Raw genomic sequence first — 21861 nt, 5'->3', positions numbered from 1 at the left:
CGCCTCATTCCCGGTGAACGCTCCCGGCGATCCGCACGAACGACCTGATCAGCGGGTTGCCGTCCCCCGCCCGCCACGCCACCACCACCGGGCTGGGCGGCACGCCCCTCAGCGGCACCACCACCAGCCCCTCCCCCGGCTCGTGCCCGAGGGGCGTCATCCCGACGGTCCCGTTCCACAGCACGGCCTGCCGGCACTCCTGCACGGCCCGCACCACAGGTCCCTCGCGCGGCTCACCGGCGCCCCAGTACAACTGCCAGCGCGGATCGGTCCCTTGGGGGAACCGGAACCAGCGCCGCCCGGCAAGCTCCCCCGGCGTGAGGCTCTCCCGCCCGGCCAGCGGATCGTCCGCCCGCAGCAGTACGCCCACCGGGTCGGTGCCCAACTCCCCTACCACCAGCCCCGTTTCGTCGAACGGCCCTCGCGTGAGCGCGACGTCGACACCCCCCGCGTGCAGCCCGCACGTCGGATCGGCGAGGTCGGTCTCCCGGACGCGCACCTCGACGTGCGGGTACCGCTCACGATGGACACGGGCCAGCCGGGTCACCCGCGCATCCGCACTGTCCCCCAGCAGCCCGACGACAAGGACGCCCGCACCGGCCGCAGTCGCGACCCGCACCCGCGCCCGCTCGGCCCGCCCCAGCAACTCCCGTGCCTCGTCCAGGAGTACAGCGCCCGCCGGGGTCAGCGCGACCGGGGACCGCTCGAACAGCACGGCACCCACGTCCGCCTCAAGGCGCCGGATCGCCCGGCTCAGCGGCGGCTGACTCATGTGCAGCCGGGCCGCCGCACGCCCGAAGTGCAGCTCTTCGGCGACCGCGACGAAGTAGCGCAGCGTACGCAGCTCCATGCGGCGACGATACCCGGACGGTATCGGGGGGACGGAACAGGTCTTGGACGCGGGCGGCCGGCCGGCCGTGCACTTGAACCCGTGACCATCGCATACTGGATCCTCGCCACCCCGCTCGCCCTCTTCCACCTCTACGCGGGCGCCCTCAAATCGGCCCGCACGAGGGATCGACTCCGGCCGATGATGGCCTGGGTGGACACGGTCCCGATGCCAGCCGTAAGAACCATCGGCGCCCTCGAACTCCTGGGCGCGGCAGGCCTGTCGCTCCCACCGCTCACCGGCGTGGCCCCCTGGCTGGCCCTGTTCGCGGCAATCGGCTTCGCCGCCCTCCAACTGGCCGCATCCGCCCTCCACTTGCACCTCGGCGACCGCCGAATCGCCCTGAACGCCACCCTCTTCACCCTCGCAGCCGCCGCCATCCGGCCCGCGACGACCTGGCTCTGACGGCGAAGCCGCTGGCGGCAGGCTCTAAGGTGCGTGTCGTGAGTACGTTCACCGATGACGACGTCCCGGGCCGCTTCGGCCCCACCGCGACGACCGAGGCCGACGCCCGCGAGGTCGGCCGCGTCCGCACCGAGTACGCGCCCGAGCACGACGGCGACCCCGACCCCGGCGAGATCGTCTGGACCTGGGTCCCCTTCGAGGAGAACGACGGACGGGGCAAGGACCGCCCGGTCCTGGTCGTGGCCCGTGAGCCCCGGGGCACTCTCCTCGCGGTCCAGCTCTCCAGCAAACGCCATGACGCGGACCGCGAGTGGGTCCCGATCGGCAACGGCCCGTGGGACAAGTCGGGCCGCGACTCGTGGGTGGACGTCGACAGGGTGCTGCGCCTGCACGAGGACGGCATGCGCCGCGAGGCGTGCGCGCTGGACCGGGGCCGCTTCAACCTCGTACGGCAGCGGCTGCACGAGCGGTACGGCTGGACCTAGCCGCTGGACCTAGCCCCTGGGCATCGCCCTGGGACATAGCCGCTGGGCAAGGGTCGTGAAAGCGGCCCTCGCCCGGCGGAAAGCGGCCTTGCGCGATTATGCGAACGCCTCGGAGAAAGCCCCCCGGACCACCGCACCCGGCGTCCGGTCCAGCACCCCGAAAACCACCCTCTCGAACACCCCGGAAAACCTCCCGTCCAGCAATTTCCGGAACGCCCCGGCCACCTGGACCGGATCGTTCTGGAACACCCCGCACCCCCAGGCACCGAGCACCACGCGCCGGTACCCGAACGCCACGGCCGCCTCCAGCACCCGCTCGGCACGCACCGCCAGAGCCCCCGGCACCTCACCGACCCGCTCGGGCAAGGTCCGTCGTACGACCCCGGCGTTGGGCGCGGCGGCGGTCAGGAACCCGGCGTGATAAGGGTCGTCGAGCAGCCGCCCCCGGTCGTCCCGGAATACCGGGACAGCCGGCGAGTGAATAACCCTGTCGGTGTAGAAGGGATCTCGGTGGGCCCGGTGAAAGGCGTAGAATTCGGGCGCCTCCAGCAGGCACGCATAAAGCGCGGATGCCCGGCACAAAGCCTCTTCCTGTGCCTGGGCCCCGTTGAGGAAACCCCCGCCGGGATTCCGCGCCGAGGCGAAATTGAGGACGGCGACAGGCTGGTCCGCGAGCCGCCGGGCCGCTTCGAGGCTGCTCTCGCCGGTGACTTCGATGACGGTGTCGCCCACCGGGACCGGCGTACAGGCAACGGCCTGCGGCCCCAGCATCCGCGTACCCGCACGCGCCGCCTCGACGGCCGTCCCGAAGGACACCCCCCGATAGCCCCCGGCGGAGACGATCTCGACCGTCTCCTTCGCGATGCCCCTGAGCCGCGCGCTCATGGCGACACCCCCGTGGACGCCATGAACGCGACGCCCTCCCCTGTCGTGCTCATGCAGCCATCGTCCGCGACCCGGGACACCCCCTGCAACGGAATTTCACGCCCCGCAAACACCCGGTGAACGACGGCGGGACGTGCGGAGGAACCCGGGAGCGAAAGCCGTTACACCCCGTTTCGCCCCCTTGTGGGATCAGCTTCCAGGGTTTTGGGTGGGACGAGTGATCCCGGCCGGACACCCGTCCGGGCCGAACCGATGGCATGGTGGAACCTCAGGAGGATCCCGAATGTCCGACTCTGTGAGTGACGGCGGCGACTGTACGGACGTCCGTACAGCCGTGACGGAGGCCGAGGTGGAGGCCCTGGTCAGGGGCATCTGCTTCAAGACCGGCCCGCCCAGGACCGTCGGCGTGGAGGTCGAGTGGCTCGTGCACGAGCTGGCCGAACCCCGCCGCCCGGTGACCCGCACCCGACTGGAAACGGCCTACGAGGCCCTGAAGGACATCCCGCTGGACTCCGCGCTCACCGTGGAACCCGGCGGACAACTGGAGCTCAGCTCCCGCCCCGCCGCCTCCTTGACGGAGTGCGTGGACACGGTCTCGGCGGACCTCACCGCCGTACGCGCCGCGCTGGCCCCGCTGGGCCTGGCGCTCGCCGGCATCGGCACCGACCCCTGGCACCGCCCCCGCCGCTACCTGCGCGAGCCCCGGTACGACGCGATGGAGGCGTACCTCGACCGGACGGGACCTGCGGGCCGGGCGATGATGTGCACCTCGGCGTCGGTGCAGGTGTGCCTGGACGCCGGGTTCGAGGAACCGGGCCCGCTGGGGCACGGCCGGCGCTGGTGGCTCGCGCACCACCTGGGCGCCGTCCTCGTCGCGGCGTTCGCGAACTCCCCCCTCCTCGGCGCGGAGCCCACCGGCTGGCGTTCGACGCGCCAGCTGCTGTGGATGGAGATCGGCACGGGCCGCGCGGGCGGCCCCGACCTCGCGCACGCCCCGCGCGACGCGTGGTCGCGGCTGGTCCTGGACGCGCCGGTGATGTGCGTACGGCGCGACAGCGGGCCGTGGGACGTGCCGGAGGACCTCACCTTCCGCGAGTGGATCCGCACCGGCACCCCGACCCGCGCGGACCTCGACTACCACATCTCGACCCTGTTCCCGCCGGTCCGCCCGCGCGGTCACCTGGAGCTGCGGATGATCGACGCGCAGCCCGGCGAGGACGGCTGGATCGTCCCGCTGGCGGTGACGACGGCCCTGTTCGACGACCCGGAGGCCGCCGAGCGCGCCTACCGCGCGGTGAAACCGCTGGCGGAACGCGCGCGGTCCCGGCCGGCCCCCCACAACCCCCTGTGGCTGACGGCGGCCCGCGAGGCCCTCACCGACCCGGAACTGCACGAGATCGCGCAGGCGTGCTTCGCGGCGGCCCTGGAGGCCCTGCCCCGCCTGGGCGCGTCCCCGGCGGTGCTCGCCGCGGTGACCGACCACCACGACCGTTACGTCGTCCCGGGCCGCTGCCCGGCGGACGACCTGCTCGACAGCCTGTACGGCGAGGAGATCCACCGATGACCGCACCCACCGAGTCCGCCGCCGACCCCGAGTCCCTGCGGCGGCGGGCGCTGGACACCCTCACCACGGCCCGCGCCCGCACCACCCTCCTCACGTCCTGCGTCGAGGACCCCGACCTCACCGCCCAGCACTCCCCGCTGATGTCGCCGCTCGTGTGGGACCTCGCGCACATCGGCAACCAGGAGGAGCTGTGGCTCCTGCGCGCGGTCGGGGGCGGCGACCCGATGCGGCCGGAGATCGACAGCCTCTACGACGCGTTCGAGCATCCCCGCTCGGAGCGGCCGACGCTGCCGCTGCTGCCGCCCGCCGAGGCGCGGGCGTACGCGGCCGAAGTCCGGGGCAGAGTCCTCGACCTGCTGGAGAAGACGGACTTCCACGGCACGCGGCTCACCGAGGCCGGGTTCGCGTTCGGGATGATCGCGCAGCACGAACAGCAGCACGACGAGACGATGCTGATCACCCATCAGCTCCGCAAGGGCCCCCAGGTCCTCACCGCCCCGGACCCCGGCCCGGCCGCCCCGTTCACCGGACCGGCCGAAGTCCTCGTCCCCGGCGGGGAGTTCACGATGGGCACGGACTCCGAGCCGTGGGCGCTGGACAACGAACGCCCCGCGCACCGCGTCGAGTTGGCCCCCTTCCACCTCGACACGACGCCCGTCACGAACGGCGCGTACCTCCGCTTCATCGAGGACGGCGGCTACGACGAGCCCCGCTGGTGGCACCCGGCCGGCTGGACGCACATCCGCCGACACGGCATCCACGCACCCCAGTTCTGGCACAGCGACGGCGGCCAGTGGCTGCGCCGCCGGTTCGGGGTCACGGAGGTGGTCCCGCCGGACGAGCCGGTCGTGCACGTCTGCTGGTACGAGGCCGACGCGTACGCCCGCTGGGCCGGACGCCGGCTGCCCACGGAGGCGGAGTGGGAGAAGGCCGCCCGCCACGACCCGGCGACGGGGGCGTCCCGCCGCTACCCGTGGGGCGACGCGACCCCCTCCGCCGAGCACGCCAACCTCGGCCAGCGCCACCTGCGCCCGGCCCCCGCCGGAAGCTACCCGGCGGGCGAATCCCCGCACGGGGTACGGCAGTTGATCGGCGACGTCTGGGAGTGGACGGCGAGCGACTTCCTGCCCTACCCCGGGTTCCGGGCGTTCCCGTACAAGGAGTACTCCGAGGTGTTCTACGGGCCCGAGTACAAGGTCCTGCGCGGCGGTTCGTTCGCCGTGGACGAGGTCGCCTGCCGGGGTACGTTCCGCAACTGGGACTACCCGATCCGCCGCCAGATCTTCTCCGGGTTCCGCACGGCCCGCTCGGAGGCCGTCTGATGTGCCGTCACCTCGCCTACGTGGGCGACCCGTTGCCGCTGGGCCACCTCCTGTCCGAGCCCGCGCACAGCCTGGTCCACCAGTCCTGGCACCCCCTGCACCAGCGCTCGGGAACCGTCAACGCCGATGGTTTCGGGGTGGGTTGGTACGCCGACACCGACCCGGTCCCGGCCCGCTACCGCCGCACCGGCCCGATCTGGGCCGACCTCACGTTCACCGACCTCGCCCGGGTCATCCGCACAAGGGCCCTCCTGGCCGCCGTACGCGACGCGACCCTCCCGGGCGCGGACGGCGAAGCGGCGGCGGCCCCCTTCGCCTCGGGCCGCTGGCTGTTCAGCCACAACGGGGCGGTAAAAAACTGGCCGACCTCCATGACCCCCCTGGCCGCGACACTCCCGGCGACGGACCTGCTGTCGCTGGAGGCCCGCACGGATTCGGCGTTCGTGTGGGCGCTGGTGCTGGCGCGGCTCGAAAAGATGTCACCAAGTGACGCGCTGGCCCTCACCGTCGCCGAGGTCGTCGAAGCCGCTCCCGGCTCGCGGCTCAATCTGCTTGTCACCGACGGTACGTCGATCGCGGCGACCGCCTGGGGCGACAGTCTCTGGTACCTCCTCGATCCCGGGCGCGGTGTGGTCGTCGCGTCCGAGCCGTACGACGGCGACGCCGCCTGGCGGGAGGTCCCCGACGCCACTCTGCTCACCGCGACCCGCACGGAGGTCCTGCTCACCCCCCTCAAGGATCTCGCCGCACCACCGAAGGAGCCCCGTCCGTGAGCCCGTTCCGTCTCACCCGCACCCTGCCCGAGGGCGCCACCGACGCGGCCCTGCGCGCCGACGTCCTGCGTGGACTGACCGCGAACCCGAAGTGGCTCCCGCCGAAGTGGTTCTACGACGCGCGCGGCAGCGAACTCTTCGACCGGATCACCGAGTTGCCCGAGTACTACCCGACCCGGGCCGAACGGGAGATCCTCCTGACCCGCGCCCCCGAGATCGCCGGGGCGTCCGGCGCCCGCACCCTCGTCGAGCTGGGCTCGGGCTCCTCCGACAAGACGCGTCATCTCCTGGCGGAACTGCGGGAGTTGGACACGTACGTCCCGGTGGACGTGAGCGAGAGCGCGCTCACCCAGGCCGGGGAGGCGCTCCTCGTGGAGCATCCCGGCCTGACCATCCACGCCCTGATCGCGGACTTCACGAACGGCCTGCGTCTGCCCGAGACGCCGGGCCCGAGACTCCTCGCCTTCCTCGGCGGCACGATCGGCAACCTCGTACCCGCCGAACGCACCGCGTTCCTCGCCGCCGTCCGTACGCTCCTCTCCCCCGGCGATACGTTTCTCCTGGGGACGGACCTGGTCAAGGACGAGGCGACGCTGGTGCGGGCGTACGACGACTCCGCCGGGGTGACCGCCGCGTTCAACAAGAACGTCCTCAGTGTCGTCGACCGCGAGCTCGGCGCCGACTTCCACCCGGACGCCTTCGACCACGTCGCCCTGTGGGACGCGGACCACGAGTGGATCGAGATGCGGCTGCGGTCCAGGGCCGCGCAGACGGTCAAGGTGCCCGCGCTCGACCTGGCCGTGGATTTCGCGGCGGGCGAGGAGCTGCGTACGGAGGTCTCCGCGAAGTTCCGGGAGGCCGGCATCAGGACGGAGCTGGCAGCCGCCGGGCTCGACCTCACCCACTGGTGGACCGACGCGGCGGGCCGCTTCGCGCTGTCCCTGTCCACCGCCCGCTGACCGCCCACGCCTCGCGCCATCCCCTGGCGTGAGGCACGGTGGACGTATGTCGAACCACACATACCGGGTCACCGAGATCGTCGGCACCTCCCCCGAGAGCGTGGACCAGGCCGTCCGCAACGGCATCGCCCGCGCGTCCCGGACCCTGCGCAACCTCGACTGGTTCGAGGTGACGCAGGTCAGGGGGCAGATCGAGAACGGGGAGGTGGCGCACTGGCAGGTGGGGCTGAAGGTGGGGTTCAGGCTGGACGAGGAGAGCTGAGGCGTGCCGGGGGCCGTCACCTCTTCCTGTACTCCAGCGACCGCCCCTCGTTGAGCCGCTGGACCAGGTCGAACGCGGCGACGGTGAGCGGCAGCAGGTCCGCCGTGCTGAGCCCGTCCTTCATCCGCCGCAACTCCGCGACCAGGGCGACCTCCTGCTTCCCCGGCCTGCCGACCCGGTCGTCGACCGTGCCGAGCGCGCCGAGCGAGCCGTGGATGTGGTTCCAGTCCTGCTCGTTGACGTCGGCGCGCTCCGCCTGGTTGAGGTGGCGGTAGTTGCGCAGCAGGTCCTTGCCGGCGGGCATGCCCTTCAGCCACTGGTGGCGGGTGAGCGGGATCTGCCGCTCCTGGCGCTGCCCGGCCTCGCCGTGCTCGACGGGCCGGGAGTAGACCGTCGCCTGCTCGTCGGCGGGGTCGAGCCCGGCCGCCGTGAGGGCGAACGCGGCGAACTCCGCCGGGTTCGCGCGGTAGTGGACGCGCATCGGCAGGGGCAGCAGCGTGAAGTTGTGGGCGAAGGACGTCCGGGACATGACGCCGCCCGCAATGGACTTCGAGTTCGCCTTCTCGCCCAGTTCCGCGCCGTACGCGAGGTAGCTGCCGATCAGCGTGACGAGGCCGACGAGGCCGTCCGTGGACTCGCCGCCGGTGACCGACGCGGGGAGTGTCTTCGCCTGGGCCTCGGCGGCCTGGCGGATGCCGTCGGCCGTGCGGATGCTGCTCTGGTGCAGGTCCTGCTTGGCCGTCTTCCGCTGCTCGTGCGCGCCGGGCAGGGTGAACGTGGGCCGTTTGTCCGGGACTTGGAGGTACTCCACGAGCCTCGGCAGCTCGTCCAGCTTGAAGCCGCCGGTCATCTGCGGGGCGTAGACGAGGGGGCCGTTGAGGGGGAACACGACGATGCCGGGGTTGGCCGTGAAGCCGCCGAGGTCGACTTGATCCAGCGGGAAGGACGGCTGGCCCTGCCGGGCGTCGAGCGCCTGGGAGACGGCGGTGATCTCGCCCATGACCCGCAGGACTTCGTCCCTCGTGCTGAGCGGTTCGGTCACCCACTCCAGGGCGGAGCCTCCGGTGGGGCTGACGTCCGAGGTGAGCGCGTACCCCGTGCCCGTGCCGACGGAACCCATCTTGGGGACCTCGCGGCCCGGAATCGGGGTCTCGCGGATCCAGTTGCGCTGGAGCAGCGACAGTTCGACGGCGTTCAGCTGCGCGCCGTACACGGCGGGATGGTCCTGCCGCGCCTTGTCGAGGCGTGCCCGGCCGGCCGGCGTGGGGCGGTAGCCCAGGGGGTCGCCCGGGAGCGGGGTGAGCCAGGCCGCCCGCAGCTCCTCGCTGGACATGCCCTGTTCGGACGCGTCCAGCAGGACGCCGGTCTGCCGCCGGTCGGACATCGTCAGCAGCAGTTGCGCGCCGCAGATCGCGTCCCGCTCGGTGATCTCGTTCTGATGCGCCTGGTGGTCCTCCTGCGTCAGGTTGTTGTGGTCCCGCATCCGCCACTGCGACTCGAACTCGAACCCGACCCGCCGCTGTACCGCTTCCCCGTGCTCCTCGTGCTCCCCGGCGTCCGCCTCGCACCGCTGGACGCTCTGCCCCCGGGCCACCCTCGCCCCCACGTCGGACGCCTCCCGCTCCCACTTCCCGTCCGGATCGCTGAGCCCGCTCGGCGCGCCGCGCTGCGTCGTGTGGTGGATCTCGTGGGCCATCGTCTCCGTGTCCCGCAGGACGCTCGCGTTCTGGACGACGATGTTGTTGCCGACGGTGTACGCCTTCGCGTCGATGCTCTCGGCGGCCCGCGCGTCCACGGACACCCGGACATGCCCGAGCCCGGTGCCGAACGCGCTCTCCATGGACGCCCGCATCTCCCTCGGCAGCGGCCGGCCTCCGCGCGAGGCGGTCCGCGCGGCCTCGCGTACGGCGTCGGGCCCGCCCTCGGTCCGACCGCGCTCGATCATGCGGGAGACGGCGGCGTTCCCGATCACCCCCTGGAGGGCCCCCGGCGAGCCCACCGCGGAAACACGACCGGGACCGCGCACCTCGGCCTGTTCGCGGGAGGCATCGCTGTTCCGTCGGGACTCGGTGGTGCGCCGCATGGGGAATCCGTTTCTGCCGAGAGCTGTGGCCCGGCCACTGTGCCCCACGGAGGGACGCGCGGGAAGGGCGCCGAGGGCAGACCCGGGGCCACCGCGAGGTGCCCTCCTGTCACGTGCGCCCCTCCCCCTCCTGTGCCTCCCGCAGCGTCTCCGACGGGGCCGTCCACCTCGCCAGGACCACCGTGAACCCGGCCTGCCGCGCGTCCGCGCAGACGAGTTCGTCGTCGTCCACCAGGACCCGGACCTCTCTGCCGCGCGCAAGCTTCCGCAGGAGCTCCAGCTTGGTCCGGCGGGCGGGGCGGCGGTCGTCGTCGCGGCGCATGTGGACGTCGCCCTCGGGCAGGCCGTGGCGGTCGAGCCAGGCGAGGGTGTCGCGGCGGCAGCGTTCGGGGCGGCCGGTGAGGTAGACGATCTCGCACTCCTCGGCGGCCGAGCGGGCGAGGGCGACGCCCTCGGGGAGCGGCGGGTCGTCGGGGGCGGCGGCGAAGAAGGCGGCCCAGTCGCGCCGGGCGCCCTGGAGGAAGCGCTGGCGGTGGGCCGTGTCGGCGAGGGTGTTGTCGAGGTCGAAGACGGCGAGGGGGCGGCTGTCGGTCACGGGATCAACGGTAGGCGCCACCACTGACAACGCCCTCGGCACCCGCCCACCCCACCCCCAATTGTTAATGGGAACCATTTTCAGCTAACCTCCTCGGCACAGAGCCCCACTCCACCCCGAGGAGCCCCCATGGCCGTCCCCAAACGCAAGATGTCCCGCAGCAACACCCGCCACCGCCGCGCCCAGTGGAAGGCGACCGTCCCCGCCCTGGTCCCCGTGACCATCGACGGCGTCCAGCACCTCGTCCCCCAGAACCTGGTCAAGGCGTACGAGCGCGGCCTCCTCCACCCCGAAGGCTGACCGTGACCCAGCACGACCGTCTCCCGGTGACCGTCCTGTCCGGCTTCCTCGGCGCGGGCAAGACGACGCTCCTCAACCACGTCCTGAACAACCGCGAGGGCCTCAAGGTCGCGGTGATCGTGAACGACATGAGCGAGGTGAACATCGACGCGGCCCTGGTGCGGGGCGGCGAGGCGGCGCTCTCGCGCACGGAGGAACGCCTCGTCGAGATGACGAACGGCTGCATCTGCTGCACGCTCAGGGACGACCTCCTGGAAGAAGTGGACCGCCTCGCGCGGGAGGGCCGTTTCGATCACCTCCTGATCGAGTCCAGCGGGATTTCGGAACCGCTCCCGGTCGCCGCGACCTTCGCGTTCGCGCGGGACGACGGCGCCACCCTGGGTGACGTGGCCCGCCTGGACACGATGGTGACGGTCGTGGACGCGGCGAACTTCCTCACGGAACTGGACACCGGGGACGAACTCGCCGAGCGCGGCCTCGCCCCCTTCGAGGACGACGAGCGCACGGTGAGCGACCTCCTGATCGACCAGGTCGAGTTCGCGGACGTCATCGTCCTGAACAAGCTGGACCTGGTCGACACCCCCACCGCCGACCACCTCCACGCGACGCTCACCCGCCTCAACCCGACGGCCAGGATCGTCACGGCGACCAGGAGCCGCGTCCCCCTCCGCGAGGTCCTGGACACGAACCGCTTCGACCTGGAGCGGGCCCAGCAGGCACCGGGCTGGGTCAAGGAGCTGAACGGCGACCACGTCCCGGAGACGGAGGAGTACGGCATCTCGTCGACCGTGTTCCGCTCCGAACTCCCCTTCCACCCGGGCAGGTTGTGGACGTTCGTCACCGAGCGCCTGGACGACGGGAGGTACGGCAAGATCCTGCGCTCGAAGGGCTTCTTCACCCTCTCGACCCGCCCGCACGTCACCGGCCTGTGGTCGCAGGCGGGTACGGTCGCCCGCTTCGAACCCTCGGCGGCCCGCGACGAAGAGGCCCCGTACGCGCAGGAACTGGTGTTCATCGGCACACAGTTGAAGGCGGACGAACTCCACCTCGCCCTGTCGGACTGCCTCCTGGCACCGGGCGAGCAGGTCGGCGAGGACCCCTTCCCCGAGTGGGAGACCCACGGGATCGACGACACCTGCGAGCACGAACACGCTTCCTAATGCTGTTGTCAAGCGGTTGTGATCACTGGAGGTGTTACTTCGTAGCGCCGTCGGTCACGGATCAGGGCCCAGATGACGTTGACGCGTCGACGGGCGAGGGCGAGCACGGCCTGGACGTGCTTCTTCCCCTCAGTGCGTTTGCGGTCGTAGAACTTCCGCGAGTTCGGGTCGTAGCGGACGCTGACCAGCGCCGAGGTGTAGAAGACGCGCTGGAGCCTTCGGTGGTAGGTGACCGGCCGGTGGAGATTGCCGCTGACCTTGCCCGAGTCGCGCGGTGCGGGGGCGACGCCGGCGAAAGCCGCCAGAGCATCAGGGGAGTCGAACTCGTCCAGGCTGCCGCCGACGGCGGCGAGGAACTCGGCTCCGAGCGTCGCGCCGATGCCCGGGACGCTCAGGACGATGTCGGCGAGTTCGTGCTCGCGAAACCGGCCCTCGATGAGCTTGTCCGTCTCGGCGATCTGCTCGTTGAGGGCCATCACCTCCCCGGCCAGGGTGTGGACCAGCCGGGCGGTGGTCTTCTCCCCGGGGACGGCGGTGTACTGCCGCTCGGCGGCCTCGACCGCAGCCCCGGCCAGGGCGCCGGCGTTGCGGACCTTGCGGTCGGCCAGCCACTTCGTCAGCCGTGCGACGCCGGCGCGGCGGATCGCGGCCGGGGTCTGGTAACCCGTCAGCAGTCGGAGTGGGCCGGTGTTGGTGACCTCCAGGGCCCGTTCCAGGGCCGGGAACATGCTCATCAGAGTGGAACGCAGCCGGTTGACCGAGCGGGTGCGGTCCTCGACCAGGTCGGACCGGCGTCCGGTCAGCAGCTTCAGCTCGATGGCCGCTTCGTCGCCGGGGCGGATGGGCCGCAGGTCGCGGCGCATCCGGGCCTGGTCTGCGATCACGTATGCGTCGCGGGCGTCGGTCTTGCCCTCGCCGCGGTAGCCGTCCGAGGCCCGGTTGACCAGGCGGCCGGGAATGTAGAGGACCTCCTGGCCGTGATTGACCAGCAGGGCCAGCAGCAGCGCAGGCTCGCCGCCGGTCATGTCGACGGCCCAGGTGACCTCACGGCCGTCGGCCAGGTCCAGCACATCGCCGATCAGCTTCAGCAACTCTGGCTCATCGTTGGCGACCCGCCGCGACAGCAGTGTCTTGCCGTCTGCGTCCAGCACGAGGCCGTGATGGTGGCCCTTGCCGCTGTCGATCCCCGCCCATATCCGGCTCATCATGCTCCTGGCGTGCTCGTTCGTTCCGTTCGTACCACGGACGGCCTCGCCGGCACTGCTCTACTCAGCGACATGTTCGCATTTCCTAATCGGCGGCCGAGTCGTCGTGGGGTGCCGGGCGGCGAAGCGTGCTCAGCCACGAGACGGCAGCGACCTGACAGCCACACCCGGCACCCCTGGGTGACCCAACCCTACGAATGGCTCGATCAACCCGATCAAGAAGGTAGAGCGGCCTGACGACAAGGCCCGGCAGGCAACGGCCTCAGTAGACCTGCTCGGCCAGCAGCACCCCGCCGATCACCACCATCAGCACCCCCGACACCCGGGTCACCACCCGCGCCGCCCCGGGCCGTGTCCGCAGCACGGCCCCGGCGAAGAACCCCACCCCGAGGTAGACGACGGCGCAGGCTGCCGTGTGCAGCACCCCGAGCAGTCCCGTCTGAGCGGCCACCGGCCACCCGGACCCCGCGTCGACGAACTGCGGGAAGAGCGAGAAGTACAACAGCAGCGCCTTGGGATTCAGCCCGCTGATCCCGGCCCCCTTGAGCAGAATCCGCCCGGGCGATTCGGCGACCGCCTCGGACGCCCCCACGGCGGCGGGCCGGGTCAGCACCCCCCACCCCAGCCACATCAGGTATCCGGCCCCGGCGACGGTCAGCGCGGTCAGCAGGGCCGTCGAACTCGCGACGACCACGACCAGCCCGGCGACGGCGAGCACCGTGTACCCGACGTACCCCGTGACGAGCCCGGCGACGGCGGGCAGCACGGCCCGCTCCCGCAGCCCGGCGGAGATCGCGTACGCCCAGTCCGCCCCCGGCGTGCACACGAGCAGCAGGTCGACGGCGAGGAAGGCGACGACGGTCGATATGTCCATGCGGGGAAGATTAGGGAGGAACACCCCGAACATGTTCCTGTCTTTTCCGCGTGACCGGCCGTTCAGGGGGAGAATCTCCCCGTGGATGCCATAGACCGGAAAATTCTTACCGAGCTCCAGCTCGACGGCCGTCTGACGATCACCGACCTCGCCGCCCGCGTGCGGCTCAGCGTCTCCCCCTGTCACCGCCGCCTGCGCGACCTGGAGCGCTCGGGTGCGATCAAGGGGTACCGCGCGGTGGTCGAACCGGCGGCGGTCGGCCTCGCCTTCGAGGCGCTGATCTTCGTCACGATGCGCCTGGAGGACCGGGACACGGTCGCGGAGTTCGAGGCGGCCCTCGCGGCCGTACCGCACGTGGTCCAGGCGCAGCGCCTGTTCGGCGACCCGGACTACCTGCTGCGGGTGGTCACCGCCGACCTGGCCGCCTACCAGCGCCTCTACGACGAACGCCTCGCGACGCTGCCGGGCGTCCAGCGCCTGAACTCGACGCTGGTGATGAAGCACGTGGTGGACGACCGCCCGCTGCCGGAGTGACCGGCACGACCGGCGCGGCCGTCTAGTAACGTCAGCCCCCGTGACCAGGGAAAAGCAACGCCCCAGCACGATCCGGGACGTCGCCGCGCGCGCGGGTGTGTCGGTGGCCACCGTCTCCCGGACCCTCGCGGGCGACTACCCGGTGTCGGAGGGCACCCGCAGGCGCGTGCTGGCCGCCGTCGAGGCGCTGCACTACGTCGTGAACGTGCACGCCAAGGCCCTGTCCGGCCAGGTCGCGGGCCCGATCGCGCTGGTCGTGAAGGACATCACCGGCCCGTCGCTGGCGCATGTCGCCGCCGGGGTCGAGCAGGAGGCGGCGGACCGGGGCCGGCTCAGCCTGGTGTGCGCGACGCGCGACGACCCGGCGCGCGAGGACGCGCTGGTCCAGCTCGCCCGCCAGCAGCACGCGGCGGCGGTCCTGCTGGTCGGGGGCGCGTTCCTGGACGACGCGTACCGGCGCCGTACGGCCGGGTACGCGCGGGCGCTGGACGCGGCCGGGTCACGGCTGGTGCTGGTCGGCAGGCCGCCGCTGGCGTCCGGGATCCCGGCGTCGGTCGTCGAGTACGACAACCGCGCGGGCGCCTTCCAGGCGGCGTCGCACCTGCTGATCGCCGGGCACCGCCGCATCCTGTTCCTCGGCGGGGAGCGGCGTTTCAGCACGGCCGAGCAGCGCCGGGCGGGTTTCGAGGAGGCGTTGCGCGGGCACGGTGTCGCGCCGGACGCCGAGCTCGACGTACCGGGCCCCTTCTCCCGTTCCTCCGGCTACCTCCGCACCCGGGACGCGCTGCGCGCGGGCGTGCGCTTCACGGCCGTCTTCGCGGGCACGGACATGGTCGCCGTCGGCGCGCTGGCGGCGCTGAAGGAGGCGGGGCTGAAGGTGCCGGAGGACGTCTCGGTGATCGGTTTCGACGACGTCCCGTTCGCCGCCGACCTCACGCCGGGCCTGACGACCGTACGGGTCCCGTACGAGGAACTCGGGCGTACGGCGGTGCGGTTGGCGCTGCGTCCGGCTCAGGAGCGGGGGCGGGACGACCATGTCGTCCTCGGGACCCAGCTGGTCGTACGCCGGTCGGTGGCACCACCAGGAATCTCCCGCGCCGCACAGCGTTGAACCCTGTGTGACCTCACTGCTCGCCGAAACGCGTTTCTCCGTCCTCGACCGCTCCCGCACCCGCGAGGGCCACTCCCCCGCCGAGGCGCTGCGGGACACGGTCGCGCTGGCCCGGGACGTCGAGGCGCTGGGCTACCACCGGTTCTGGGTGTCGGAGCACCACGGCGTCCCCGGCGTGGCCGGTTCCGCGCCGACCGTGCTCGCGGCGGCCGTCGCCGGGGCGACGAGCACGATCCGCGTCGGCACGGGCGGCGTGATGCTGCCGAACCACCGCCCGCTGGTCGTCGCCGAGCAGTTCGGGGTCCTGGAGTCGCTGTACCCGGGCCGCGTCGACATGGGCCTCGGCCGCTCGGTCGGCTTCACGGACGGCGTCCGCAAGGCGCTGGGCCACGGCAAGGACGCCGCCGAGGACTTCGCCGCGCAGATCGAGGAGCTGCTCGGCTGGTTCGCGGGCACCTCCCCGACCGGCGTCCACGCCCGCCCCGCCGAGGGCCTGAGCGTGCCGCCGTTCGTGCTGGCCATGGGCGAGGGCGCCGACATCGCCGCGCGCCTCGGCCTCCCGATGGTCATCGGTGACCTGCGCGACCGCGACAGAATGCTGTCCGGCATCGACCGCTACCGCGCGGCGTTCAGCCCCTCCTCCTGGGCGGCCGAGCCGTACGTCGTGATCTCGGGCACGATCGCGGTCGCCGCCACCCCCGAGGACGCCCACCGCATCCTGATCCCGGAGGCCTGGTCGTCGGCGTACTCCCGCACGCACGGCGCCTTCCCGCCCCTCCCGCCCGCCGAGGACGCCGAGCGCCGCGAGATGACCGCCAAGCAGCGGGGTTTCTACACCGACGCCCTGTCCGGCCACCTTGCCGGCACCGAGGAACAGGTCGCCGAGGCCCTGGAGCGGCTGGTCAAGGAGACGGGGGCGCGGGAGGTGCTGGTGACGACGAGTACGTACGACCGCGCGGCCCTGCTCGACTCCTACCGTCGGCTCGCGGACGTCATCCACGACCGGTAGTGGTCCACGAGCGTCTCCTCGACCGGCCGGTAGCGGATGCCCAACTCCTCGGTGCTGCGCCGGTTGTCGACGGTGAAGCGGATGCCGAGATGCTTGCGGATGTAGTCCTGCGTGAGCCCGAACGCGGGCCCGAGGATGCGAACGGGCCAGTGCGGCAAGGCGGTTCGGGGCAGCCGCCAGCTCTTGTGGTGCCGCCGGATCAGCGTCGCCATCTGGTGGAACGACGTCATCTCCCGCTCGGCGAGGATGTACCGGCCGTGCGCGTCGGGGTTCTCGGCGGCGGCGATGTGCGCGAGGGCGACGTCGCGGACGTCGACCGTGGTGAAGCTGAAGTCCGGTGCGCCGTAACAGAAGTAGCCCTTGAACAGCTCGTCGAGGAGGAAGAGGCTGCCGGAGTCGGAGGCCGGGGTGAGGGAGGGCCCGAGGATCAGCCCGGGGTTGACGGCGACCATGGACCACCGGTCCTGAGCGCCGTGCGCCTCCCAAGCGGCCTGTTCGGCGACGGTCTTGGCGTAGTGGTACGGGTTGTTGGCCACCGTGCTGCTGGAGTTGACGTACTTCTCGGTCAACTCACCGCCCATGTCGGTGAGTACGTCGGAGTAGTCGCCGAAGATCGCGCCGACCGTGGAGGTGAACACGAGCCTGCGCACACTCTCCGTACGCTCGACCGCCCCGAGGACGTTGCGTGTTCCGGTGAGCGCGGGGTCGACGACGTCTCTCTGGCCGTCCTTGATCTTCTCCGGCATGAGGAAGGGCGAGGCGACGTGGAAGACGACGGAGCAGTCCCGTGCCGCCTCGTCGAAGGAGCCGTCCCGCATCAGGTCGGCCTCGAACAGGCGTAGCGCGCCCGGGTGTTGCTCGCCGAGCGCGGTGAGCGGGGCGACCTTCGCGGTGGCCGTGAGGCTGCGGACGGTGGCGTGCACCCGGTAGCCCCGCTCCAGCAACTCCCGTACCAGATGGGCGGCGACGAAGCCGCTGCCGCCCGTGACAAGGACCGTATCCACCCGGTCATGATCCCACTTCGGCCGCGCGGGCGAGAGACCTGCGGTCGGGGTGTTTCGCGGGGTCGACGAGCGGCAGGACCTCGACCTCGGCGACGAGGTGCCGCGCGGTGACGACCCGCCACACGGACGCGAGGAGGGTGTCGTCGCCGATGAACGCGGGCGCGGTGGACTCGCGTCCGTCGGCGGTGCGGTAGCGGATGCGGACCGGCTGCACGGGTGTTCCGGCGTCCAGCGCGGCCTGGAACACCGCGCGCCGGAACCGGCCGTGCTCGCGCCCGCACCAGGTGGAGCCCTCGGGGAACACGGCGACCGCCTGTCCCCCGCGCAGCGCCCGCGCGATGTGCGCGACCGTGCCCGGCAGGGCGCGCAGCCGGTCCCGGTCGATGAACAGCGCGGCGCGCGCGGCGATCGGGCCCGCGACCGGCCACTGCCGGATCTCCCGCTTGGCCAGCATCCTCGCGGGCCGCACGGCCGCGAGCAGCGGCACGTCCAGCCACGAGATGTGGTTCGCGACGACCAGCAGCCCGCCGTCCGGGGGCGCGGCCCCGGTGATCCGCACGCGTACGCCGGAGGCGCGGACGACGCCGCGTGCCCAGGCCCGCACCAGCGCGCCCGGCAGCCACCGCACGGCGAAGGAGCCCGCGATCCCGGCGAGGATCAGCGCCACCACGGCCAGCAGCCTCGGCGCACCCCACCCGCGCGTGCAGCGCCCCTGCTGGATGCACGCCTTCGGGGTGCAGGGCGCGCTGGGCAGCCAGCCGCTCATCAGGCCGGGACGAGGGAGAGGAAGTGGCGCAGGTAGCGGGCGTTGACCTTGCGCATCGACAGCAGCACGTACAGGTCGGCGACCCCGAAGTCCGGGTCGTGCGCGGGCTCCCCGCACACCCAGGCGCCCAGCCGCAGGTAGCCGCGCAGCAGCGCGGGCAGTTCGGTGCGCTCCGCCGGGGCGGGCTCCTTCGGCACCCACGGCAGCAGCGGGCGCACCCGCAGCCCCTCCGGCGCGAGGTTCTTCGCCCGGACCCGGTCCCAGGTGGCGGCGGCGAGCTTCCCGCCGTCGGCGAGCGGTACGGAGCAGCAGCCCGCCAGCCACTCGTGGCCGCCGTCGACCATGTAGCGGGCGATGCCGGCCCAGATCAGCGAGATGACGGCGCCGTCCCGGTGCTCGGGGTGCACGCAGGAGCGGCCGACCTCGACGAGGTTCGGGCGGATCGCGGCCAGGGGCGCGAGGTCGAACTCGCCCTCGGAGTACAGGCGTCCGGCGACGGCCGCGCGCTCCGGCGGGAGCAGCCGGTACGTCCCGACCACCTGGCCGGTCCCGGTGTCGCGCACGAGCAGGTGATCGCAGTAGGCGTCGAAGGAGTCGGCGTCAAGGCCCGGCTCCACCCCGCCGAGCAGGGCCCCCATCTCGCCCGCGAACACCTCGTACCGCAGCCGCTGCGCGGCCCGTACATCCTCCTCACCGCGCGCCAGACTCACGGCGTAGCGCATCGGCGCCACATTCCGCTGGGGACGGTCGAGCGTGGAAACGCCGGTCATAACTCACTCCCGAGTAACAGGCGAACGACGGCGAGCGGTGCCGCCGTCCCTGTTCTCCCGACGCCGGTTGGCGTGTACGTGACCAATTCCGGGAGGGGGGATGTGAGGTTGCTTAACGCCGGGCGCCGGTCGGTGGAGAGCCAGACGGGACCGGGGATGAGCACCACTCCCGGTCCCGCCCGTCCGCCTCTTCCCGGCGAACGTCTCCTTACCTCTTGGCGGACTTCCGTGTCGCCCGCAGCCACTCCCGGTTCATCGCGGTGATGGACACCAGGGGGATGCCCTTGGGGCAGGCCGTCGCGCACTCGCCCGTGAGCGTGCAGCCGCCGAAGCCCTCCTCGTCCATCTGCGCGACCATGTCCAGCACCCGGGTCTCGCGCTCCGGCGCTCCCTGCGGCAGGACGTTCAGGTGGTTGACCTTGGCCGAGGTGAACAGCATCGCCGCCCCGTTGGGGCACGCGGCGACGCAGGCTCCGCAGCCGATGCACTCCGCGTGTTCGAAGGCGAAGTCGGCGTCGGGTTTCGGGACCGGGGTCGCGTGGGCTTCGGGGGCCGCGCCCGTGGGGGCGGTGATGTAGCCGCCGGCCTGGATGATGCGGTCGAAGGCAGAGCGGTCGACGACGAGGTCCTTGATGACGGGGAACGCGGAGGCCCGCCAGGGTTCGACGTCGATCGTGTCGCCGTCGGAGAAGGACCGCATGTGGAGCTGGCAGGTCGTGGTGCGTTCCGGTCCGTGCGCGTCGCCGTTGATGACCAGGGAGCAGGCGCCGCAGATGCCTTCCCGGCAGTCGTGGTCGAAGGCGACGGGTTCCTCGCCGCGCAGGATCAGGTCCTCGTTGAGCGTGTCGAGCATCTCCAGGAACGACATGTCGGGCGAGATCCCGTCGACCTCGTACGTCGACATGGCCCCGTCGGCCTCGGTGTTGCGCTGGCGCCAGACGCGCAGGGTGAGCCTCATGCGTAGCTCCGCTGGGTGGGGTGGACGTACTCGAAGACGAGGTCTTCCCTGTGGAGCGTGGGCGCCTCGCCGGTCCCGGTGAACTCCCAGGCCGCCGCGTAGGCGAACTCCTCGTCGTGGCGGGCGGCTTCGCCGTCCGGCGTCTGGGACTCCTCGCGGAAGTGCCCGCCGCAGGACTCGGCGCGGTGCAGCGCGTCGAGGCACATCAGCTCGGCGAGTTCGAAGTAGTCGACGATCCGGTTGGCCTTCTCCAGCGACTGGTTGAACTCCTCGCCGGTACCGGGGACCTTGATGCGCCGCCAGAACTCCTCGCGGATCTGGGGGATGCGCTCCAGGGCCTTGCGCAGCCCGGCATCGGTGCGGGCCATCCCGCAGAACTCCCACATGAGTTCACCGAGTTCACGGTGGAAGGAGTCGGGCGTGCGGTCCCCGTCGACGGACAGCAGCAGGTTCAGCCGGTCCTCGGTCTCCGCCAACACCTCCTGGACGACGGGGTGTTCAACCGTCACCTCGCTCTGCCGCGGGTTGCGCGCGAGGTAGTCGTTGATGGTGGCCGGCAGCACGAAGTACCCGTCCGCGAGCCCCTGCATCAGCGCGGACGCGCCGAGCCGGTTCGCCCCGTGGTCGGAGAAGTTGGCCTCGCCGATCGCGAACAGGCCGGGGACGGTGGTCTGGAGGTCGTAGTCGACCCACAGCCCGCCCATCGTGTAGTGCACGGCCGGGTAGATCCGCATCGGCACCTCGTACGGATCCTCGTCGGTGATCCGCTGGTACATGTCGAAGAGGTTCCCGTACTTCGCCTCGACGGCCTTGCGGCCCATGCGCTTGACGGCGTCGGCGAAGTCGAGGTAGACCCCCTGCCCGCCGGGCCCGACGCCGCGCCCCTCGTCGCACACGTTCTTCGCGGCGCGGGAGGCGATGTCGCGGGGGACGAGGTTGCCGAAGGAGGGGTAGATCCGCTCCAGGTAGTAGTCGCGTTCGTCCTCGGGGATCTGGTTCGCGGGCCGCGTGTCGCCCTTCGCCTTCGGCACCCAGATCCGGCCGTCGTTGCGCAGCGACTCGCTCATCAGCGTCAGCTTCGACTGATGCTCGCCGGTACGCGGGATGCACGTGGGGTGGATCTGCGTGAAGCAGGGGTTGGCGAAGTAGGCGCCGCGCCGGTGCGCCCGCCACACGGCCGTCGCGTTGGAGTTCATCGCGTTCGTCGACAGGTAGAAGACGTTGCCGTACCCGCCGCTGGCGAGGACGACGGCGTCCGCGAAGTACGTCTCGACGCGCCCGGTGATCAGATCCCGCGCGACGATCCCGCGCGCCTTCCCGTCGACGACGATCAGGTCGAGCATCTCGGTGCGCGGGTGCATCTCGACGTTCCCGGCGGCGATCTGCCGGGACAGCGCCTGGTAGGCGCCCAGCAGGAGTTGCTGGCCCGTCTGCCCGCGCGCGTAGAAGGTGCGGGAGACCTGGACGCCGCCGAAGGACCGCGTGTCGAGGAGCCCGCCGTACTCCCGGGCGAACGGCACGCCCTGCGCCACGCACTGGTCGATGATCTCGACCGAGATCTGGGCGAGGCGGTGGACGTTGGACTCGCGGGCCCTGAAGTCGCCGCCCTTGACGGTGTCGTAGAACAGGCGGTGGATGGAGTCGCCGTCGTTGCGGTAGTTCTTCGCGGCGTTGATGCCGCCCTGCGCGGCGATGGAGTGGGCACGGCGCGGGGAGTCCTGGTAGCAGAACTGGACGACGTGGTAGCCCTGTTCGGCGAGGGTCGCGCCCGCCGAGCCGCCGGCGAGCCCGGTGCCGACGACGATCACCGTGTGCCCCCGCCGGTTGGCCGGGTTGACGAGCTTCGCCTCGAAGCGGCGGGTGTCCCAGCGCTCGGCGATCGCGCCCGAGGGCGCCTTGGTGTCGGCGACCGGCGCACCGGTCGCGTACTCGACGTAAGGGGTCATGG

Annotated in this window: 23 protein-coding genes; 12 read left to right on the top strand and 11 right to left on the bottom strand. The window is 71.8% G+C overall.

Going from position 1 to position 21861, the window contains the following annotated elements; all coding sequences use genetic code 11:
• Positions 1 to 4: 4 nt before the first annotated feature.
• Positions 5 to 850: a LysR family transcriptional regulator gene (locus PV682_RS03740; RefSeq protein ID WP_319723935.1), complete on the bottom strand. Its 846-nt coding sequence runs from the start codon at positions 848 to 850 to the stop codon at positions 5 to 7.
• A gap of 81 nt (positions 851 to 931) precedes the next feature.
• Between PV682_RS03740 and PV682_RS03735 the strand changes: the two genes are divergently transcribed.
• Positions 932 to 1294 (top strand): DoxX family protein, encoded by a 363-nt coding sequence (locus PV682_RS03735; protein WP_319723933.1) that lies wholly within the window; start codon positions 932 to 934, stop codon positions 1292 to 1294.
• Between the two features lie 38 nt (positions 1295 to 1332).
• On the top strand, positions 1333 to 1779 hold the full coding sequence (locus PV682_RS03730; RefSeq protein ID WP_109364288.1) for a type II toxin-antitoxin system PemK/MazF family toxin: 447 nt from the start codon (positions 1333 to 1335) through the stop codon (positions 1777 to 1779).
• Positions 1780 to 1875: 96 nt separating this feature from the next.
• Here the strand turns inward: PV682_RS03730 and PV682_RS03725 are convergent, their stop codons facing one another.
• Positions 1876 to 2664: a TIGR02452 family protein gene (locus PV682_RS03725; protein WP_319723928.1), complete on the bottom strand. Its 789-nt coding sequence runs from the start codon at positions 2662 to 2664 to the stop codon at positions 1876 to 1878.
• A gap of 283 nt (positions 2665 to 2947) precedes the next feature.
• Here PV682_RS03725 and egtA point away from each other — a divergent pair, with 283 nt between their 5' ends.
• The 5 genes from egtA to PV682_RS03700 are packed head-to-tail and all read left to right on the top strand — an operon-like array spanning position 2948 to position 7544.
• Complete coding sequence (gene egtA / locus PV682_RS03720; protein ID WP_319723926.1) at positions 2948 to 4228, top strand: ergothioneine biosynthesis glutamate--cysteine ligase EgtA; 1281 nt, start codon at positions 2948 to 2950, stop codon at positions 4226 to 4228.
• Positions 4225 to 5550: an ergothioneine biosynthesis protein EgtB gene (gene egtB / locus PV682_RS03715; protein ID WP_319723924.1), complete on the top strand. Its 1326-nt coding sequence runs from the start codon at positions 4225 to 4227 to the stop codon at positions 5548 to 5550. Before egtA ends, egtB begins: the two co-directional genes overlap by 4 nt.
• Positions 5550 to 6323: an ergothioneine biosynthesis protein EgtC gene (gene egtC / locus PV682_RS03710; protein ID WP_319723921.1), complete on the top strand. Its 774-nt coding sequence runs from the start codon at positions 5550 to 5552 to the stop codon at positions 6321 to 6323. The genes egtB and egtC overlap by 1 nt, the downstream gene beginning before the upstream one ends.
• Positions 6320 to 7282, top strand: coding sequence for an L-histidine N(alpha)-methyltransferase (gene egtD / locus PV682_RS03705; RefSeq protein WP_319723919.1), 963 nt, complete (start codon positions 6320 to 6322; stop codon positions 7280 to 7282). Before egtC ends, egtD begins: the two co-directional genes overlap by 4 nt.
• Before the next feature lie 46 nt (positions 7283 to 7328).
• On the top strand, positions 7329 to 7544 hold the full coding sequence (locus PV682_RS03700) for a dodecin (RefSeq protein WP_319723917.1): 216 nt from the start codon (positions 7329 to 7331) through the stop codon (positions 7542 to 7544).
• Between the two features lie 16 nt (positions 7545 to 7560).
• On the opposite strand, the gene PV682_RS03695 is transcribed toward PV682_RS03700, so the two are convergent.
• Together PV682_RS03695 and PV682_RS03690 are read right to left on the bottom strand one after the other, a co-directional pair.
• Entirely contained in the window at positions 7561 to 9627 is a 2067-nt protein-coding gene (locus PV682_RS03695; RefSeq protein ID WP_319723914.1) for an eCIS core domain-containing protein, read from the bottom strand.
• A gap of 109 nt (positions 9628 to 9736) precedes the next feature.
• The gene (locus PV682_RS03690; protein ID WP_319723912.1) at positions 9737 to 10222 is read right to left on the bottom strand and encodes a phosphatase domain-containing protein; all 486 of its coding nucleotides are present in this window, start codon (positions 10220 to 10222) and stop codon (positions 9737 to 9739) included.
• Positions 10223 to 10351: 129 nt separating this feature from the next.
• On the opposite strand from PV682_RS03690, the gene rpmF reads away from it, so the two are divergent.
• Both rpmF and PV682_RS03680 read left to right on the top strand, forming a co-directional pair.
• A complete protein-coding gene (gene rpmF, locus PV682_RS03685) occupies positions 10352 to 10522 on the top strand; it encodes a 50S ribosomal protein L32 (protein ID WP_010359363.1) in 171 nt (56 codons plus the stop codon).
• 2 nt (positions 10523 to 10524) lie between these two features.
• A complete protein-coding gene (locus tag PV682_RS03680; RefSeq protein ID WP_407705588.1) occupies positions 10525 to 11682 on the top strand; it encodes a GTP-binding protein in 1158 nt (385 codons plus the stop codon).
• A gap of 8 nt (positions 11683 to 11690) precedes the next feature.
• Here PV682_RS03680 and PV682_RS03675 read toward each other — a convergent pair whose 3' ends face one another.
• Entirely contained in the window at positions 11691 to 12887 is a 1197-nt protein-coding gene (locus PV682_RS03675; protein WP_407705587.1) for an IS110 family RNA-guided transposase, read from the bottom strand.
• A 262-nt stretch (positions 12888 to 13149) separates the two neighbouring features.
• Positions 13150 to 13761: a LysE family translocator gene (locus tag PV682_RS03670; RefSeq protein ID WP_319723903.1), complete on the bottom strand. Its 612-nt coding sequence runs from the start codon at positions 13759 to 13761 to the stop codon at positions 13150 to 13152.
• A gap of 81 nt (positions 13762 to 13842) precedes the next feature.
• On the opposite strand from PV682_RS03670, the gene PV682_RS03665 reads away from it, so the two are divergent.
• The 3 genes from PV682_RS03665 to PV682_RS03655 are packed head-to-tail and all read left to right on the top strand — an operon-like array spanning position 13843 to position 16415.
• Positions 13843 to 14295, top strand: coding sequence for an Lrp/AsnC family transcriptional regulator (locus tag PV682_RS03665; RefSeq protein ID WP_055722609.1), 453 nt, complete (start codon positions 13843 to 13845; stop codon positions 14293 to 14295).
• Between the two features lie 40 nt (positions 14296 to 14335).
• The gene (locus PV682_RS03660; protein WP_319723901.1) at positions 14336 to 15406 is read left to right on the top strand and encodes a LacI family DNA-binding transcriptional regulator; all 1071 of its coding nucleotides are present in this window, start codon (positions 14336 to 14338) and stop codon (positions 15404 to 15406) included.
• Positions 15407 to 15413: 7 nt separating this feature from the next.
• Positions 15414 to 16415: an LLM class flavin-dependent oxidoreductase gene (locus PV682_RS03655; protein ID WP_319723899.1), complete on the top strand. Its 1002-nt coding sequence runs from the start codon at positions 15414 to 15416 to the stop codon at positions 16413 to 16415.
• Here PV682_RS03655 and PV682_RS03650 read toward each other — a convergent pair.
• The 5 genes from PV682_RS03650 to PV682_RS03630 all read right to left on the bottom strand — a co-directional run bounded on the left by PV682_RS03650 (position 16379) and on the right by PV682_RS03630 (position 21859).
• Positions 16379 to 17419 carry an NAD-dependent epimerase/dehydratase family protein gene (locus PV682_RS03650; RefSeq protein ID WP_319723898.1) on the bottom strand — a complete coding sequence of 347 codons (1041 nt, stop codon included), beginning with the start codon at positions 17417 to 17419 and terminating at the stop codon, positions 16379 to 16381. The two genes, PV682_RS03655 and PV682_RS03650, sit on opposite strands and share 37 nt — an antisense overlap.
• 4 nt (positions 17420 to 17423) lie before the next feature.
• Positions 17424 to 18185 carry a lysophospholipid acyltransferase family protein gene (locus PV682_RS03645; RefSeq protein ID WP_319723896.1) on the bottom strand — a complete coding sequence of 254 codons (762 nt, stop codon included), beginning with the start codon at positions 18183 to 18185 and terminating at the stop codon, positions 17424 to 17426.
• Positions 18185 to 18955, bottom strand: a complete 771-nt coding sequence (locus PV682_RS03640; RefSeq protein ID WP_319723894.1) for a GNAT family N-acetyltransferase — start codon at positions 18953 to 18955, stop codon at positions 18185 to 18187. The genes PV682_RS03645 and PV682_RS03640 overlap by 1 nt, the downstream gene beginning before the upstream one ends.
• 208 nt (positions 18956 to 19163) lie before the next feature.
• Positions 19164 to 19913: a succinate dehydrogenase/fumarate reductase iron-sulfur subunit gene (locus PV682_RS03635; protein WP_112476083.1), complete on the bottom strand. Its 750-nt coding sequence runs from the start codon at positions 19911 to 19913 to the stop codon at positions 19164 to 19166.
• Entirely contained in the window at positions 19910 to 21859 is a 1950-nt protein-coding gene (locus tag PV682_RS03630) for a fumarate reductase/succinate dehydrogenase flavoprotein subunit (RefSeq protein WP_319723891.1), read from the bottom strand. The genes PV682_RS03635 and PV682_RS03630 overlap by 4 nt, the downstream gene beginning before the upstream one ends.
• Positions 21860 to 21861: the final 2 nt, after the last annotated feature.

The organism is Streptomyces niveiscabiei (assembly GCF_033794345.1).
Classification (GTDB): domain Bacteria; phylum Actinomycetota; class Actinomycetes; order Streptomycetales; family Streptomycetaceae; genus Streptomyces; species Streptomyces niveiscabiei.
This window is presented reverse-complemented; position numbering and strand designations above follow the sequence as displayed.